We start from the raw sequence: 16,548 nt of genomic DNA, 5'->3' as shown, positions 1-16,548 counted from the left end.
AAATGAAGGGCTTATCAGCCCCTCATTTGCTATAATAGATTCAAAGATGAGTTGTGTGAAAATAATTACATCATAAAAAATGCAATTGTACATCTTGTATGTGCAGTTGTAGCAGTTGTCCAGTTTCCAACCTGAGGTCTAAGCCCTATCTCCAGATAATCTCCTTTTTTACAATTAGCTGCCAGCAAAACTGTATTAAATGTAAAATAGGTAGACGTATTATAAACCGGTTCATAATGCTCCAGAGAATCTACCTCAACACCATTTTTATAAAGAAACAAAAATCCGTTTACGGAACCCGTACCACCGATAGCTGTTGATCTTGCCCAAAATCGAATAAATACGAGATAATTTCCATCGGCAGTCAAATTATATCGCGTATTAGATGATAAAGGCAATTTAGTTATAACACCTGCATTATAGGTAGTTGCCGTCATCATTTGAATCTGCTGCCCACCACTACCGGGCATAGTTCCCCATGAGGCATAACCGGCAACATCCGAAAGCAAAACGCGATCTTCGCCCTGATTACCATCTACAATACGCAGGGCTGTACTTCCTGTGGGAACATTCAAATGTATTTTAGCTGTTGGAGATATTGTACCCAATCCCAGATTACCGTTGACATCCACAACCACATCGTCTGCTGTAACCGACGGGCTATTGATTCCCGGGTCAATATAAAAAACTCCTGTTGGCTGGGCTATATTAATCCCGACTTGTGCATTCAAACCAAAACTAAATAATAATATAAATAGTTGTATTATTGTAAATTGTTTCATCCTACTTAAATTTTAAAAACCAAAACACTTGGGTTATAGTTACGATCTGTTCCACTACCTCCAATTATCCAATTATATCTTTGACTTATAGGCGTTGATGGCGTAATGTACATCTTCAACCAGTTATTATCTTTAGATATTGTAACACGAAAAATAGTGGTAAACGAAAACACTCCATTATTAGTCGGATATTTCACATAATACTCAACAGCATCGCGACCAATATCAGAAGAAGAGGCTGTACTGGTTGTTCCTTCACGTGTATACAGATAAGCGCTGATTATGGGATAGGATACATTTGCCCTTCCCCACCAGCGAAGAACCACCACGTATGTTCCGGCTTTGGGTATTTGGGTCGAGAATAAGAAAGATTCCGATCCATTCGGGAAAGATCTCGATCCCGTTAGATAGAATGCTCTTGCCCAAGAATAGGGAGGTGCAAGCCAAGTCATATTTCCATTAGCATCTTTACTGCCTAAAACTTTATTAAGCCCTTCGGTTCCATCGGATAAGTGCATAGCCGGAAATCCCGTACCGGCAGTTTCGATGTGCAACTTGGTTGCAGGCGAAATTGTACCAACCCCCATATTTCCACTTTTATTAACCATTACATCATCCGAAACATTGGTTGACGATGATGTATTGCCTTTTGCATCAACATGAAGAACACCCTGAGGCGATTCGGTATTGATACCTATTTGTGCTTGTAACTGACAACCGAAACAGACGATTGCAGCTATGAATACATATTTTTTCATTCGTTTTCTATTATATACGGTAAACAACTATACTCGGATTCCAGGTGGCATTTGTTGTACTTGCAGTACCGATACGCCAAGGCCCCCCGACTGTTACTCTGATATAAAGCTTCAGATACGTTTCTGTAGTAATTTTTGCAGAAAGAGGCAAGGCAAAACAAAATGTTTCACCATTATCGAGATATACATATTTTTCGGCTTGATCTTTGACATTAGCCTGATCTGCCGTCCAGTTATTAGCCGTATTAGTTGATGTGGCCAAATAAAATATAGCTGCCGTCGATTTATTTCCATTAGAGGCAGTACTCACTCCCCACCAACGAACTCCAATCTGATAATAACCGGCACCCGATACCGGAATTGCTTTAACCAATGTGTAGGCATTATTCGCATAACTGATCAATGATCCGGTTACATTATAGTTGGCTCCCATCGTTGTTGGCATATCGACCCACGAAGCGTTACCTGCATTATCGGATCTAAGAACTTTATTTGTCCCCTGCTTTCCATCCACTATTCTCATAAAAGGTGTAGTTGCAGTGGTTACAATATCGAGCCTGGCCTTAGGTGACAGCGTACCTATACCGACATTGCCATCCTTGGTGATTACGACATCATCGGATGTGTTTAAGGAGCCCGAAGTATTCCCTTTGGCATCTACATGCAACCAGGTTCCGGTATTGGGCGTTTTGATATTTATCCCCACCTGTGCCTGTGCCAAGAGTGACGATATACTAAATATCCATAATAGCTTACTTCTCAATACGATTCTTTTTTTCATCTATTATATACATGTTATTAGTGTTTCTTTCAATAAAAATCTGTTGTGTAAGTCTTTATAAATTTTATGTTGCAATTGGATGTGGAAGATATACTTCATAAAAAAGGCTATTTGAGTAAGCCTGCGTATACTGACGTAGAAAAACAGCAGCATGTAATCGCTACATACTACTGTCGGACATAGTTGTGACAGAGGTAAACAAATGCTTCGTGCCGATTTTGAACGACAACAACAAGATAAACCGTTTACACGAAACTGTTTACCCAGGCAACTACTAGTATATTTTTTGGAGAAATTTTTCAAAACAAATGAGCATATAAGACGCAACAAACAATGAAGACAGAATTTTCTGCCTGTAAACTTAAGGAATAAAGAATATTTTATGTGCGGAAAGGGATTAGATACTCTCTCTCTCTCTCTCTCTCTCTCTCTCTCTCTCTCTCTAATATTTCAACGCAATAAAGCAAATCCAAATTGTTAAAATTCAGATTAAGAATAGCCGAAATATTAGTTAATTCTGTTGTCATTTTTTAGGATAAAGAGTTATTCCGTGAGGGCAAATGTAGACAAAAAGATTATTAAAACAAACGATAAACTCTTTTTTAAGATTTAAAACACACCAAAAGGCCATGTTATTTTAACAAAACCTGACCTTTTATTGCTTTTAATTAAAATATCGTTTGACTACATTTCGTTTTACATTCTGAATACTGCTATCGAAGGATTAATCATTCCACTACCATTAATAGTCCACGCTTGCCCACCCACCGAAGGGGTAACATATACCTGTAAATAATTACCGGGCAAACAGTTGGCAGCCATCAATACCGTAGTGAAGGTAAAAGGAGTATTAGCAGTTGCAGGAACATAATATTCTATCGCATCAACATTAGTTCCATTCTTACGGAGATAAAAGTAAGCACTTACAGCCCCTGATCCACCAATTGCCGAAGTAGCTCCCCACCAACGTATAGTTATCAGATAGTTTCCTGCACTGACTATATTTATTTGTGTGCTGCTACCTTCCAGAGGCATAAGTGCCCCCGATGCATTGGGGAATGTTTTTGCAGCCGTTACTCTGAACGCATACCCTCCACTCCCTTTTATAACTCCCCATGAGGCATTGCCATTGGCATCCGACATCAATATACGGTCGGCAGTCTGCGAACCATCCGTCATTCTGAAAGCCACATTGCCGACAGGTGCAGCTATATGTACTTTAGCTGCAGGTGAGAGCGTACCCAAACCGATATTGCCGGCAGTACTTACAACAACATCATCGGTTACCGTTGTGGGACTATTTTTACTGGGATCGATATGTAAAACTCCTGTCGGACTTGCAATATTAACACCTACCTGAGCAAATAAAGCGGGAAAAGATGATATGATGATAAAAAAGAAAATACACTTTCTCATAACTTAAATTTTAAACAGTATAATACTAGGATTCCAGTTCGAATTGGTTGTCGAAGCAGTGCCAACCGTCCAATTAAACGAATCACCTCCGATAGATGGCTGTATAAAAAGTTTGAGCCAACTACCGGCAGGAACTGTAGCATAAAGACTGGTTGTAAAACAAAACGGACTATTTGCTATTGTACGTACATAGTATTCAATAGCATCTTTATTTGTACCCCTACTAGCTGATCCGTCGGTTCCCTGATCCAGAAAAAAATAAGCACTGGTTTCGCTATTAGTAGTCCCTGCGATTGTAGTAGTACCCCACCAACGCACAACGACCAGATAATTGCCGGCATCGGCAACCTGCATAGCTCTCACCAATGATACACGACCTCGGGGATAATTGATCCTTCCCAAAACATTGTAAATAAATCCACCCGATGCAGGCTGATCAACCCAGGTTGCATTACCCGAAGCATCGGAACGTAAAATACGCGTATTAGCTTGTGTTCCGTCTACAATACGTAAAGCAGGAGTTATACCATCGCCTGTTATATGCAGTTTGGCGGTAGGCGAAAGCGTTCCCAACCCCATATTACCGGAAGCATCAATTATCATATCGTCCGAAATATTGTTTGCACCCGATGTATTTCGAGCGGCATCCACATGGAACAATTTTTGGGGCGTTTCGGTATTGATACCGATTTGTGCCGAAGTAACAGCCCCCGTTAGCAAAGCTGTAAAAAGAAGAATGTATTTTTTCATAATCTTTAAACTCTATAAATAACAATACTGGGATTCAATGTTTCACTCCCGGCAGAAGCCGTACCTATGACCCAAGGGCCACCGATAGCAACTCGGATGTATACTTTGAGATAAGTTCCGGCAACAACCCGGGCAAAGAGTGATGTACTGAAACAAAATCGCCCCGTGTCGCCGGGAGGCATCACATAATATTCGACCTGATCTTGCACATTGGGACTGTCGGCACTCCACGTATTTCCCGATGAAGAACTTTGCAATACATGAAAGACAGCCGATGTTTGTTTAGCTGCATTCATTGAACTGGACACTCCCCACCATCTGATAGTCACCAGAAAATTCCCTGTATTGTTTATAGGAATTGCTTTTAACAAGCTGTATGTGCCGTTTGGGTAAGAAGTAGTAGTTGAACCTGTGATGTTATAAATAGCTCCATCGGTAGTCGGAGCTGTTACCCACGAAGCATTACCATTGGCATCAGTACGCAAGATTTTATTTAATCCCTGGGTGCCGTCTGCAATGCGCATAGCGGGAGTTGCTACGGTAGTGACAATATGCAATTTGGCAGACGGGGCTACTGTACCAACGCCTACGTTGCCTTTTGCATCAATCATCACATCATTTGATGCCTGAGCCACTGTCACCGAAGAAGCCGAGGTATTATCTCCTGCCCCATCGATATGCAGCACGCTTCCCGAAAAAGGTACTTTGGTGTTTATACCCACCTGAGCCACACTTAAGCCGATGGATAATAAACAAAAGATGAACAAAAAAACTTTCTTCATTGTCGTAATTATTTATATGTGTTTGTTGCTTAATATCAAACTGTTGACTAGAAAAAGCAGCAGTATGTAATCGCTACATGCTGCTGCCGGACATAGTTGTGACATGGGTAAGCGGATGTTTCGTGCCGATTTTGAACGACAACAACAAAACAAAACGACTGCACGAAACCGTTTACCTAAACAACTATTGATATATTTATTGGGGAAATATTTTAAGGAATAAAGTATAGCGTATTTTAAACACAATAATAAAAAAAGGCAGATAAGTCCACCTGAAAATTCTAATAAAAAGTAATATCTTAAATACGAGGAGGGATTAGTCTCTCTCTCTCTCTCTCTCTCTCTCTCTCTCTCTCTCTCTCTCTCTCTCTCTCTCTCTCTAATATTTCGACACACATATCCAAACCTAAATAGTTAAATTTTAGATTATTATCAGAATATACGGTTGTTAATTTTACTGTCATTTTCAGTGTAAAGAGTTATTTTACAGAGACGAAGGTAATGAATAATTTCAAATTATCACAAATTTCAATTATTTAATCTAAGGGACAAAAATAATTTGTCCCTTAAAGCAATAGATCAACAATTCAGTTCTATCGTAAATCACAATATTTTAATTGCACCAAAATGACTTCCTCCATATCTGTTATTCACGGTACCGGCTGCTTCATTACCTGCCCATATTTCGAGTTCTGCATTTTGAGAAAATACGATCAGCTTCATGAACTGAGGTTTCGCCCATCCTCCTCCGGTAAACTCATGCAAATTACCAACAGTTTCGAGAATAGCTCCGGTAGTTTTATTCCTCAATTGCATCCAAAAAAAGTTATTACCAATTGCACTCGGAGTACCCGTTAATCCCATAGAAGCATAAACAAGCCATGTTCCGGGAGTAACCTTTATTGATGTGCGTGTCAGATTAGTCCAAGTATTAATCTGGCTTGCAGACCAAGTATAGCTTCTTGCCGGATCGGCAGCATTCGGATCTGCCAATCCGGTCGGATCGCCATAAAGCAATCCTTTTGCTACTGCCTCTATCGGTTTCAGCAAATTATCAATTGATTTCCATGTTGCATAGCCATTGGCATTGGATATCAGCCTCATCTCCGGTTCTAAACTAGTACCTGCAAGAAAAAGCGCACCATTGACTTCGAGCTTTACGGAACTCATCGGGATAGCTCCCAAACCTACATTTCCGTTATTATCCACAATTACATCATCCAATAATTGTGAAGCGGATACAACACCCGAGGTCGGATTATTTTTTGCTCCATCGACATGAAGCAGATATTTGGGATTCTCTGTATTTATACCTATCTGAGAATAAGATGGCAATGTTATTATAAGTGATATAATAATGCTTAGATACGAAATTCGATATTTTAACATAAGGCTATGTCTATATTTTATAATATGTATAACTAGTATATGCGTTTCAATTGTTATCAACTTCAGGCAATAACCCTTTATTGAAGTTTAATCGCATAAAAATATGCACCTGTAAGATCGGACGTTAGTTGCGGGCTCAGGTAAGTAGAGGACGGACTTTTAATCTGAACAAAATACTTCCGTTGTTTTTGAGCAAGTCCCTCTACGGGAATAGATATAAAACCTTGTACCATAGGCGTGCTGTAATATTTCTGATATACACCTTTTCGAATAGAATAAGGCAGTCCTCCTTCGCTCACATCAGTATATGTTTTTGCGCCACCAGCATCGGTTGTTTCCTGTACGATTTTGAGCCATACATATTCGGCTGTAGATAATGTTGTGCTCGAAACCGTACCTACGACATCGGCTTTAGCCACAATCATCCACAGACCTCCTGTTAAATCTAATGGTACAGAGGTTATATCCTGATAAGCTGTTGTCAGATTTTTTGTCGGTACAATTGCTCCCCAGACTACTCTCCGACCTATAAAGTCAGAATCATACCATGTGCCTATTCCATTCTCGTCCGAGACCAAAAATGCACCTTCGCTTTGAGTACCATCGGCAATACGTAAGGTTCCTCTGATATCGAGTCTGGTGGTTGGCGTGTGAGTACCTATACCTACATTTCCATTCGATAAAATCACTACATCATCCGCTGTTCCGGTTATACCACTTGTATTTTTCAACGGATCTATTAGCAGCACTGAGCTTGCACTGTTATTTATTGTAACCGATTGCGATCTCAACAAGCAGACGGGCAACGCAAGTAAACAACAAACAGCTATATATTTTCTTATTTTCATCGTTCTTTCTTTATTATTACATCAATTTTATTGCATACAGATATGAGCCTCCAATACCACCCGAAGTGGAAGCAAATACGGAGTGATTTTGTGCATGCAGCTCTATTTGTTTAGTCTGCCCCGCAGCAACCTCTACAACCCCTGCTGTTTGAACAACACAGTATAAAGAACTGTCGTATGAGGGACGTGCTCCTGCTGCATTGATTGCCACGGCTGATGTTTTATCATAAATCTGCACCCATGTATAATAGCTCGATTCGGTTGAATTCTTGGTTACAATCCGCGCACTCAACAACCATTTTCCGGCAGTTATTGTCAGTGGTTGAGAACTAACGACAGACCAACCTACGCCTAATAAAATTCCATTAGAGATAGAGCCACTTATGATCTTAAACTTAAATTCGGAATCCCAATATCCTAATCCTGTTCCATCGGTAGTGAAAATGTTACCACTGCCTTGTGTGCCATCATTAATCCGAATAGTTCCTCTCAAATCCAAAGATGCGGTGGGATTGGCCGTTCCGATTCCTACATTACCTTTCATATCAACAATTACATCATCGCTATCGTTGGTGGGCGATGATGAGGTGCCTCCTGTATTTGAATTAGGGTCAATGTGAAAAGCTCCAAACGGACTTTTCGTATTAATCCCCACCTGCGATTGGCATATGCCCATGCTCAGGAGACTAAAAATTAAGAAAAAACAGTTTTTCATTGTCGTCATCATTTATTATTTAGTTAGTTCGATATTAGTTAGTTCGAAAATAAAAAGCAGCAGCATGTAATCACTACATGCTACTGCCGGACATAGTTGTGACATAGGTAAACGGATGTTTCGTGCCGATTTTGAACGACAACAACAAAACAAACCGGCTGAACGAAAGCGTTTGCCTAAACAACTATCCATATATTTATGGGGAAAATGTTCTAAAGAATAATACATAGCGTACTTTAAACACAATAATAGAAAAAGACAGATAACTCTGCCTGAAAATTTAAAAAATAAGTAGTATTTTAAATACGAGGAGGGATTAGCTCTCTCTCTCTCTCTCTCTCTCTCTCTCTCTCTCTCTCTCTCTCTCTCTCTCTAATATTTCAACGCACATAACCAAACCTAAATAGTTAAAATTTAGATTATTATCAGCAATTATGTTTGTTAATTTTGTTGTCATTTATACTAAATATCTCGCATTCATACTTTGCAAAGATATGAATATTATTAGATTAAAGAACTATTTAACCTAAAATTTACAAAAAGTCAAAGTTCAATTTTATCGTTAAAATAAGAGTAAGATAAATTTATGAGAGCAAATCCTCTCCATTCTATCTACGCACTAAAATAAGGTCACACTATACGATAACTTAATGTGACCTTGTTCCATTTTTTTGTTAAAATTTAGCTTAAATAGATCCAGCCTCTTAGTAGTGAGATATAGAAATATATCTTTATAATAAAACGCTTGCGATAGTGCTGCGGTAAATTCATGACCTTCTTTACCAATAGTGTTTAACTAGATGGCTGTGTTAGCCTCCAATAAACCATATTTGTTTTACTTGGAAATACATAAGAATTAGGAGATCCGGAATAATTTGCAATCCGTAAGTTTAAGATGTCTCCAACATTAAATTTGCCTCCCAGAAATACTGTATAGGTGGCTCCTACAGAACCACTTCCTACAAATCCCGTCATATTTAACTCTGCAGAGTCTATAGGAGTATCCCCTGACATTAGCCACAGATATACTACTTGTCGTGCAGGGTCTGTAACAGCTACATTTGTTTTTAGTAGCAGAGTTACTCCAACACCATAAGCTCCAGTTTCGGGAATAATAATATCATCGCCAAAGTCTAATTTTAGAGCACAATTATAGTTTGCTGCAGTACAAACCGGAGTAACAACCTCTGTTACAAGATTCCTTGTTTGTAATCTTTTCATTTCTTCGGTAAACAATAGCTTCCATGTATTATCTTCATAAACGTATACTCCGGGTATAAGACCATTTATCCCTGATACATTAGAAGTATTATAAACAATCATTCCTCTTACAGGATTAGGTACTGTGTTTACATCTAATTGAGATGTTAAGGCAACTTTGTTAGGAAGAAATGCCTTGTTTTTATCATTGAGAGCCAATTGTATATTGGATTGAGGGATTTCGCCTAACGAGAGCACCGCTTCATTATTATAACCTGTTCCCATATACACATCATCAAGCTGTTGAGCTATAGATGGAGGAGTATTTGCATTGTTACCTAAAACATCAATATGAAACAATGTCTGTGGATTTTCGGTATTAATACCTATTTGAGCCTCCATCGTTTGACAGAATGCCATTAATAATAGTACGTAATATATAATCTTTTTCATTATTAATTTTATTTTATATTTTCCAATATATCAAAGAGGTTCTATTCGCATTATTTCCAGGTCTGGCTTCTAATTGCCAACCATAATTATAGTGCCCTAAGCGAAAAGTTATAATATCCCCCTTATTTACTGTAACTTGTAAAGTTGCAGTATGTGTATACGCAACTAAGCCACCTAGAGGTTGAGCAACATTTATTTCCATCGATGCTAATTTAGTTGTTCCGTTTTTCATTAAAAATAAATAATTGACAGAACGAGCAAATTTAGGCGAAGTTCCTCCTATTGAATTTGTCGTGGCTGTACCAAAAAGTCTTAGCGAAAAAATGTAAGTACCTGTTTGCTTTATCACTATAGTTGAAAAGTTTAATAGAGTTGCTAATGCAGGCGATGCATTAAGTCCCGATATCTGAGAAGAGACACAATTAGTTAATAAATCAAGTTGTGTTAATTCAGAATTAAGAGTTCCCGATTGCAATTGATACCACACAATACCATTGAAGTAATAATATCCGGGACTAATATTATCCGGAAATACGCCTGACGTTGCCGTGTTATAAACTAATGTACCCTCAGGAGGATTAGGTATTGTAACAATATCTCTAAGGTCGGTCAGAGCAACCCTGTTTATAAGAATAGCTTTATTGGGATCAAGTAGAGCGAGTTGAGCCGAACTGTTAGTATTTACTTTTCCCCCGACACTCATATTTAATCCGGCTGAAGAATTCTTATCAATTACAATATCATCACTTATCTGCGATGCAGAGGGCACGCCGCTTGGTGGATTATCTCCTTTTACGTCAATATGAAAAATACCTAATGCATTTTGAGTGTTAATACTTACTTGTGCTTTGCTTATGGCAAACACAAAAAATAAAAAGAATATAAGAATGAATTTATTATATTTTAGTCTCATACTGTTGTCTATTATAATTTCCAATAGGTAAGATATGTCGCATCAGCTTTTAGTGTAATAGAAGGGTAAGTGCTGTAATGTGATATCCTAAACATTAACTGATCTTGAGATTTTAGCTCTAAAGATGTAATAGCCGAAAGCGTAAAGGAATTACCATTCGGGAATAAAGCGGGGTTAATCTCAATACCTTTAAAAGGGGTAAAACCTGCATCTCCAAGACTTTTCTTTAAAATATAGATATTAAGAACTCCTCTGGTAATATTTCCGGATAAAACTCCGGTAGAAGATGTTGCATTTATATTAAAAGAAAAGGCATAAGCTCCATCGTCGAATATTTGTATTGAACCAAAGTCTGCAATAGGAGCAGTTGAACTATTCACTTCATTTGTCGATTTGGTTGTAACAGCCGTCTTTAAAGCACTGGTTTCACTAAGTCCCGAATAAGCACTCGTTCTCAACCGTAGCCACTTACTTCCTTGAAAAATGTAATATCCGGGCAATGTATTATTCGGATACACTCCGGAAGCTGCAATATTATAAACCAGCATTCCAGTTTCAGGGTTTGGTACGGTTGTGACATCTATGCTCGATGTTAATTGTACTCTGTTAGGCAAAAATCCTTTTGTGGAACTATACATAGCTATAGAAGCCCCAGATACAGGTAGTCCCCCAATAGATACATTTGCTCCGCTGGCATTATCACTTGAAATAATTATATCGTCCTCCAGATTGGTAGAACTCCCAGAATTTCCCTTTTTGTCAAAGTGAAAAACTCCATGAGGATTTTTTGTATTAATTCCCACCTGCGACTGGCACAAGCCAATACTCAGGAAACTAAAAATTAAGAATAAACAGTTTTTCATTATCATTTCATGTTAGTTAGTTAAATTATATCGGTATACAGCAAAGTGCAATCTCTGAACCTTGCTGCATATAATACAATTGCAGCTTATTGGATTTGAGGGAAAATGGGGAACGACAACAATAAAGAAATATCCCTAAACAATAATCCAATAAAGTAATACAAAGCATTTCCGATATAATATGGTGCATAAGTCAGTAAATTTATTTTGCAGATTAAGCGCTAAACGGATTAACAATATGCCTAATTGTTAATTAATATACCACAAAGAAGATATTTTGTTTGGCAGCGATTAATTACTTCCCTTTTATAATGTTGTCTAAATTAGTGTCGTTTATCGTTTATCCCCAGACTAAAACATAAGCCCAAGAAAACCAGGCACAAAAATATTTCATATTACTCAAACAGATGTCATTCATATGCAAAACCATGTCATCTATACGCAAAAATCCTTAATAAGAATAAATTTTTAGGGAAAAGAGAGGTAATTGGGATAATTTTGTATCGAACCAACAAAAAAGCAAACAAAGTTTAGTTATTATGAATATCAAAACAAAAAGAGGTTTAATCTTAACCTTGTTTTTCTTATCATTTATACCATTCTCTATTGTTGCCCAGTCTCAAGATGTACTTCAAATGAAGGAAGCTTTAATATCCAAGATAGACTCATGTAATAAGAATTTATTAAAACTTGATCAGAAACTGAAAATCTCGATGATGACAATGGCTAATAAATCACGTGAATATGATGCTATGGCTGAGTTCTTCAATCAGAAAAAATTATTTGGAGAAGAATATCAGATACTCATGTACAAATACATGTATAAAGATACATCCCCCAATAATCTGGATAGTATATATTATTATTTCAAGAAATCTGATAATCAATACTTAAACAGTCATGAAGACGTTACGCTACTCATCAATTCACTACGAGGACATTTTGTTGCTTGGTGCTCTAATAATAGCTATTCAGAACTTGCTATTCATACGCTAAAACAGAATATCGAATATAATTCGATTAGAAAACTCAATGATAACCTCTGGACATATCTGAGATTGGTACAAATCTACAGAACTACAGGTAATCACAAACAGGCAATCGAGTCCGGAAAGACAGGTCTAAATCAAGCAAATACACACAAACTTGCATTTGAACTGAAAGTATGTATTGCTTCGGAAATTGCAGAAAGCTATTATATACTGGGTGATTTTCAAAACAGCTTGGTATATTGTGACTCAATCCTCTCATATACCCACAATATTCCCGATAAATTTCAACCCGAACTTGGATCAAATTTCTATAATCTGGCTTTGATAGACTTTTATGCAATGACATCGGCTGCTTATTCATCAACAAAAAATTTTGAACAAGCACTAGTAATGCTCGGAAAACTGGAAGCAATTTTTCCAAAGGCAAAAATATTAGGCTATCCGGACAATGCAAGAGACCAGTTTTTAGCTCAAAAAAACTGGGTAAATATGGTTTATAACTATCAAAAAGGAGACTATGCTAAAGCAATGGAATATTTGAATAAAAATAAGGAACTGGCAATTCCTTTTGCTTTGACTCCAGATTATAAGAATACCCCTAAATGGGAGGCTCTAATTAATGAAAAGCTGGGTAATTATAAAGAAGCCAACTCCGCACTTAAAGATCAGCTACACTTTACCGACTCCATAAACCGAGCAAATACCGATAAAGAAGTCAGTTCTTTATGGGCTACTTTTGAAGTAGACAAAGCACAGCAAGCCAAAGAAAATAGCGAGTCGAAAGTCAGAATTATAGCAATAAGCACCAGTATCATTATTTTTATCTCTGCCATTCTCCTCATCTATTTTGTGGTAACCAACAGAAAATTAAAGAAAAAAAACCAACTCTTATTTAAACAACAGAAGAATCAATCATCTACTATACCTTTTGTAATAAACAGGAAAGAGGAAGCATCACAAGAAGAAATATCAGAAAATACTGAACAGACTCTCTATTTACGAATTATTGAATATCTGCAAACATCCAGGCAATATACAGATTCGGCGATCTCGCGCGAATCATTAGCTAAAGAACTGGGAACAAACAGACAGTATATCATCGATGCTATATCAAATAATGCTAATATGAGTTTCAATGAGTTTATCAATAATTTCAGAATTGATTATGCGCGAGATTTATTATTAAATGAAGACAATATACTGATCAAAGAAGTATATACTGAAGCGGGATTTAAGAATAGGAATACTTTTTCGCAATTGTTTAAAGAGAAGTTTGGTATGAGTCCTTCCGAATTCAGAGAGTGTGCCAATGAGGAAAAGATAAAAAGATAAAACCAATTGTACTGCCTACTGACTTTAGTAAATCATGAGGAAAGGTATTCTAAAGATACAAAGGCAATATGTTTTCGTGAAAAAAGTAAAGCCACGCAATACAATTGTTGCGTGGCTCTATTTTGCAAAAATATATTCTATTTATTATTGCTCTTTTTGAGCTCTTTTCAACTCTTCGGCTCTTTTTATACACCATGCCATAGAATTTGCCGTAAATATAGCATTATAAACATTCCATGTCTGTGTTGCCGCAGTAGGGCCAAATCGGGCACGATACGAAGGAAAGTTTGCATAAACCTGTCCGCTGATTGTTTTTGAAGTCAATTTAAAAGGACAGATGGTTGATGCTGCCGTAGATGTATTATTGGAATTAAAACCTCCGTCTCCAACCCAAACAAAGGGAAGTGTATTGTGTCGGAATGCTGTAGCAGAGTTCTCAACCAAAGTAGAGGATGCCCCCGCTCCGGATATATTCTGATTAGATGAATAAAGAGTAACCTCCTCCAAAGGCAGATTGGTAGCATAATAGGTTGTAGATGCATCCTCTCCCCAAGTCAATCCCGTCAAATTCCCAAAAGGACCGTTTAATATAGGATCGGTAATACTAGCATATCTATAAATAGATCCCGGAGGGCCTCCGGCTGTGATATCGATATCTGATTTATTAAATAATTTTCTCAAGAATGTTCTATTGGATGCCGGTTCTTCACAAAACATTAGAACAATTCCTCCGGCATTGAGAAAATCAACAAGAGCCTGTGCTTTATTGTCATTTATACCATTCCATGCATAACCGATTGTAACGATATCGACTTTGGTATAACCATTTGTACCGAGTAAATAATTACTAAACATGGCATCACTCGATGCGGAAGCTAAATCGGCATCCCAAAAAGTCACAATAGATCCGGTATTATTGCCCGATGTTTTTCGGTTACTGTCATACGCTGTTCCGGCATTCTTAAAACCGGAATATCTTATAATGCTATGCGGATAGGGACCGAAGTTATTCAAGTCTGTCAACATTGTATTGGAAGCCGATCCCACACGTCCTAAATTATATCCGTAATCAGCACTTGTTCCGATAGTCATTACCCTTTTTTGAGGAATGATAATATATACTGTAGCCACACATGTAGCAGAAGACGACTCGCTGTTCGACTTGATATATAATCGCTTATCATTGGTACTATAGGGAGTGCCTTCACCATACAACCTCACCACCTGAGGCGAAGCATTTAATATTCCGCTGCCTTTGAATTTTATACCATCCACCTCACTCGTTTCTATTTCGTAAGTAGCTCCATACGAAGTTGGCTCGACATTAAGTACAACTTCAATATAATTGGATGCATCAAGCTGTACATCTTCATAATACTCACCGTATACTTTAGTTCCCGAACAGTTCATTGTATAGCGAGGTCTTATTGCCGAATTTTTCACTTCCACATTAAATGTACAGGCATTATCATCTCCATTGGCACGAACTCCATTAAGAGCGACCGTAAAATTATCGAAGTTAGGAGTTGTATAATTGATAGGTGTTCCCATACCCGGAACCATTATAGTATATGTTCCATTGGATAGAAATTCGCCCGAAGCTGTGAAATAATATCCATTTTCATTGACCGGATCGGTTACTGTTGCTGTAATTGAGTATGTTCCGGGTTTAGTTACCGTAACTGAAATGGACAGATAGTTGGCTCCTCCCAATTCCTGTCCGTTTTTGTATTCACCGACTACTTTCAGAGCTGAACAGTCGATAGTAAAGGTTGCTTTACCTATTTTACCACAGATACTTTTCCATTCGCCCTCTATTTTATTGTAATAATTATAACAATCTTCATCGATATTATAAATCATTACACCATTCCCTAAATTCACATCAGAAATATCGATCTGGTCTCTCTGAATAGTACGCAAACGAGGGATTACAATTCCTTTGGGAATCGTATCTGTGCCATTTACAATATTCCGGACATCGAGTTCTGTTAATGCATTAGGGCTTTCAGTATTAACACCCACCTGAGCATAGAGAGTGCTAAATAAAGCTGAAATCAGAATCAATAAAAAAAACCTTTTACTCATCATCATCGTTTTTAATTTATAAGTAATATATTAGTTAATGTTGGTTTATAAACATAAAAAAGGCAGTAGCATGTAATCACTACACACCACTGCCAGATATAGTTTTGCCATAGACAAGCCTTTAATCGTGACGGTTTTAAACGACAACAAATAAAGAAACTCCCTACACGAAAGGCTTTATCGGCAACACTAAGATTATTAAATTTAATTGAGGAATATTCAAAAAGGGAAAACATTGCTTCAAAAAGAAGCAATGCATATGATGAAAAAATAATTTTACTTGAATATTTTAGGGAAAAGTAATATTTTAAATACGAGGAGGGATTATATATTACTCTCTCTCTCTCTCTCTCTCTCTCTCTCTCTCTCTCTCTCTCTCTCTCTAACATTTCAACACACATATCCAAACTCAAATAGTTAAATTTTAAGGTATTGTAAAAAAATATGGTTGTTAATTCTGCTGTCATTATTTGCGTAAAGAGTTAT

Annotated in this window: 14 protein-coding genes; 1 reads left to right on the top strand and 13 read right to left on the bottom strand. The window is 37.5% G+C overall.

Features of this window, described 5'->3' with window-relative positions:
- Positions 1 to 65: 65 nt before the first annotated feature.
- The 12 genes from G7051_RS12945 to G7051_RS12890 form a co-directional block, all read right to left on the bottom strand.
- Positions 66 to 782: a hypothetical protein gene (locus tag G7051_RS12945; protein ID WP_166200904.1), complete on the bottom strand. Its 717-nt coding sequence runs from the start codon at positions 780 to 782 to the stop codon at positions 66 to 68.
- A gap of 5 nt (positions 783 to 787) precedes the next feature.
- Positions 788 to 1,540 carry a hypothetical protein gene (locus tag G7051_RS12940; protein ID WP_166200902.1) on the bottom strand — a complete coding sequence of 251 codons (753 nt, stop codon included), beginning with the start codon at positions 1,538 to 1,540 and terminating at the stop codon, positions 788 to 790.
- Positions 1,541 to 1,550: 10 nt separating this feature from the next.
- Positions 1,551 to 2,321 carry a hypothetical protein gene (locus G7051_RS12935; RefSeq protein ID WP_166200900.1) on the bottom strand — a complete coding sequence of 257 codons (771 nt, stop codon included), beginning with the start codon at positions 2,319 to 2,321 and terminating at the stop codon, positions 1,551 to 1,553.
- A 696-nt stretch (positions 2,322 to 3,017) separates the two neighbouring features.
- Positions 3,018 to 3,737 (bottom strand): hypothetical protein, encoded by a 720-nt coding sequence (locus G7051_RS12930; RefSeq protein ID WP_166200898.1) that lies wholly within the window; start codon positions 3,735 to 3,737, stop codon positions 3,018 to 3,020.
- Positions 3,738 to 3,740: 3 nt separating this feature from the next.
- Positions 3,741 to 4,487 (bottom strand): hypothetical protein, encoded by a 747-nt coding sequence (locus G7051_RS12925; RefSeq protein ID WP_166200896.1) that lies wholly within the window; start codon positions 4,485 to 4,487, stop codon positions 3,741 to 3,743.
- A 5-nt stretch (positions 4,488 to 4,492) separates the two neighbouring features.
- Positions 4,493 to 5,269, bottom strand: a complete 777-nt coding sequence (locus G7051_RS12920; RefSeq protein ID WP_166200894.1) for a hypothetical protein — start codon at positions 5,267 to 5,269, stop codon at positions 4,493 to 4,495.
- 603 nt (positions 5,270 to 5,872) lie between these two features.
- Entirely contained in the window at positions 5,873 to 6,658 is a 786-nt protein-coding gene (locus tag G7051_RS12915) for a hypothetical protein (protein ID WP_166115891.1), read from the bottom strand.
- Positions 6,659 to 6,735: 77 nt separating this feature from the next.
- Positions 6,736 to 7,506 carry a hypothetical protein gene (locus tag G7051_RS12910; protein WP_166200892.1) on the bottom strand — a complete coding sequence of 257 codons (771 nt, stop codon included), beginning with the start codon at positions 7,504 to 7,506 and terminating at the stop codon, positions 6,736 to 6,738.
- 16 nt (positions 7,507 to 7,522) lie between these two features.
- Entirely contained in the window at positions 7,523 to 8,221 is a 699-nt protein-coding gene (locus G7051_RS12905; protein ID WP_166200890.1) for a hypothetical protein, read from the bottom strand.
- 792 nt (positions 8,222 to 9,013) lie between these two features.
- The gene (locus tag G7051_RS12900) at positions 9,014 to 9,874 is read right to left on the bottom strand and encodes a hypothetical protein (protein WP_166200888.1); all 861 of its coding nucleotides are present in this window, start codon (positions 9,872 to 9,874) and stop codon (positions 9,014 to 9,016) included.
- Positions 9,875 to 9,887: 13 nt separating this feature from the next.
- Positions 9,888 to 10,787 (bottom strand): hypothetical protein, encoded by a 900-nt coding sequence (locus tag G7051_RS12895; protein WP_166200886.1) that lies wholly within the window; start codon positions 10,785 to 10,787, stop codon positions 9,888 to 9,890.
- A gap of 11 nt (positions 10,788 to 10,798) precedes the next feature.
- Positions 10,799 to 11,650: a hypothetical protein gene (locus G7051_RS12890; RefSeq protein WP_166200884.1), complete on the bottom strand. Its 852-nt coding sequence runs from the start codon at positions 11,648 to 11,650 to the stop codon at positions 10,799 to 10,801.
- Between the two features lie 539 nt (positions 11,651 to 12,189).
- On the opposite strand from G7051_RS12890, the gene G7051_RS12885 reads away from it, so the two are divergent.
- Positions 12,190 to 13,974, top strand: coding sequence for a helix-turn-helix domain-containing protein (locus tag G7051_RS12885; RefSeq protein ID WP_166200882.1), 1,785 nt, complete (start codon positions 12,190 to 12,192; stop codon positions 13,972 to 13,974).
- Between the two features lie 144 nt (positions 13,975 to 14,118).
- On the opposite strand, the gene G7051_RS12880 is transcribed toward G7051_RS12885, so the two are convergent.
- Positions 14,119 to 16,062, bottom strand: coding sequence for a hypothetical protein (locus G7051_RS12880; protein ID WP_166200880.1), 1,944 nt, complete (start codon positions 16,060 to 16,062; stop codon positions 14,119 to 14,121).
- Between the last annotated feature and the right edge of the window lie 486 nt (positions 16,063 to 16,548).

Source organism: Dysgonomonas sp. HDW5B, assembly GCF_011299335.1.
Taxonomy (GTDB): Bacteria; Bacteroidota; Bacteroidia; order Bacteroidales; family Dysgonomonadaceae; genus Dysgonomonas_A.
Note: the sequence above shows the minus strand (reverse complement) of the source record. Positions and strands in the feature narration are given on the sequence as shown.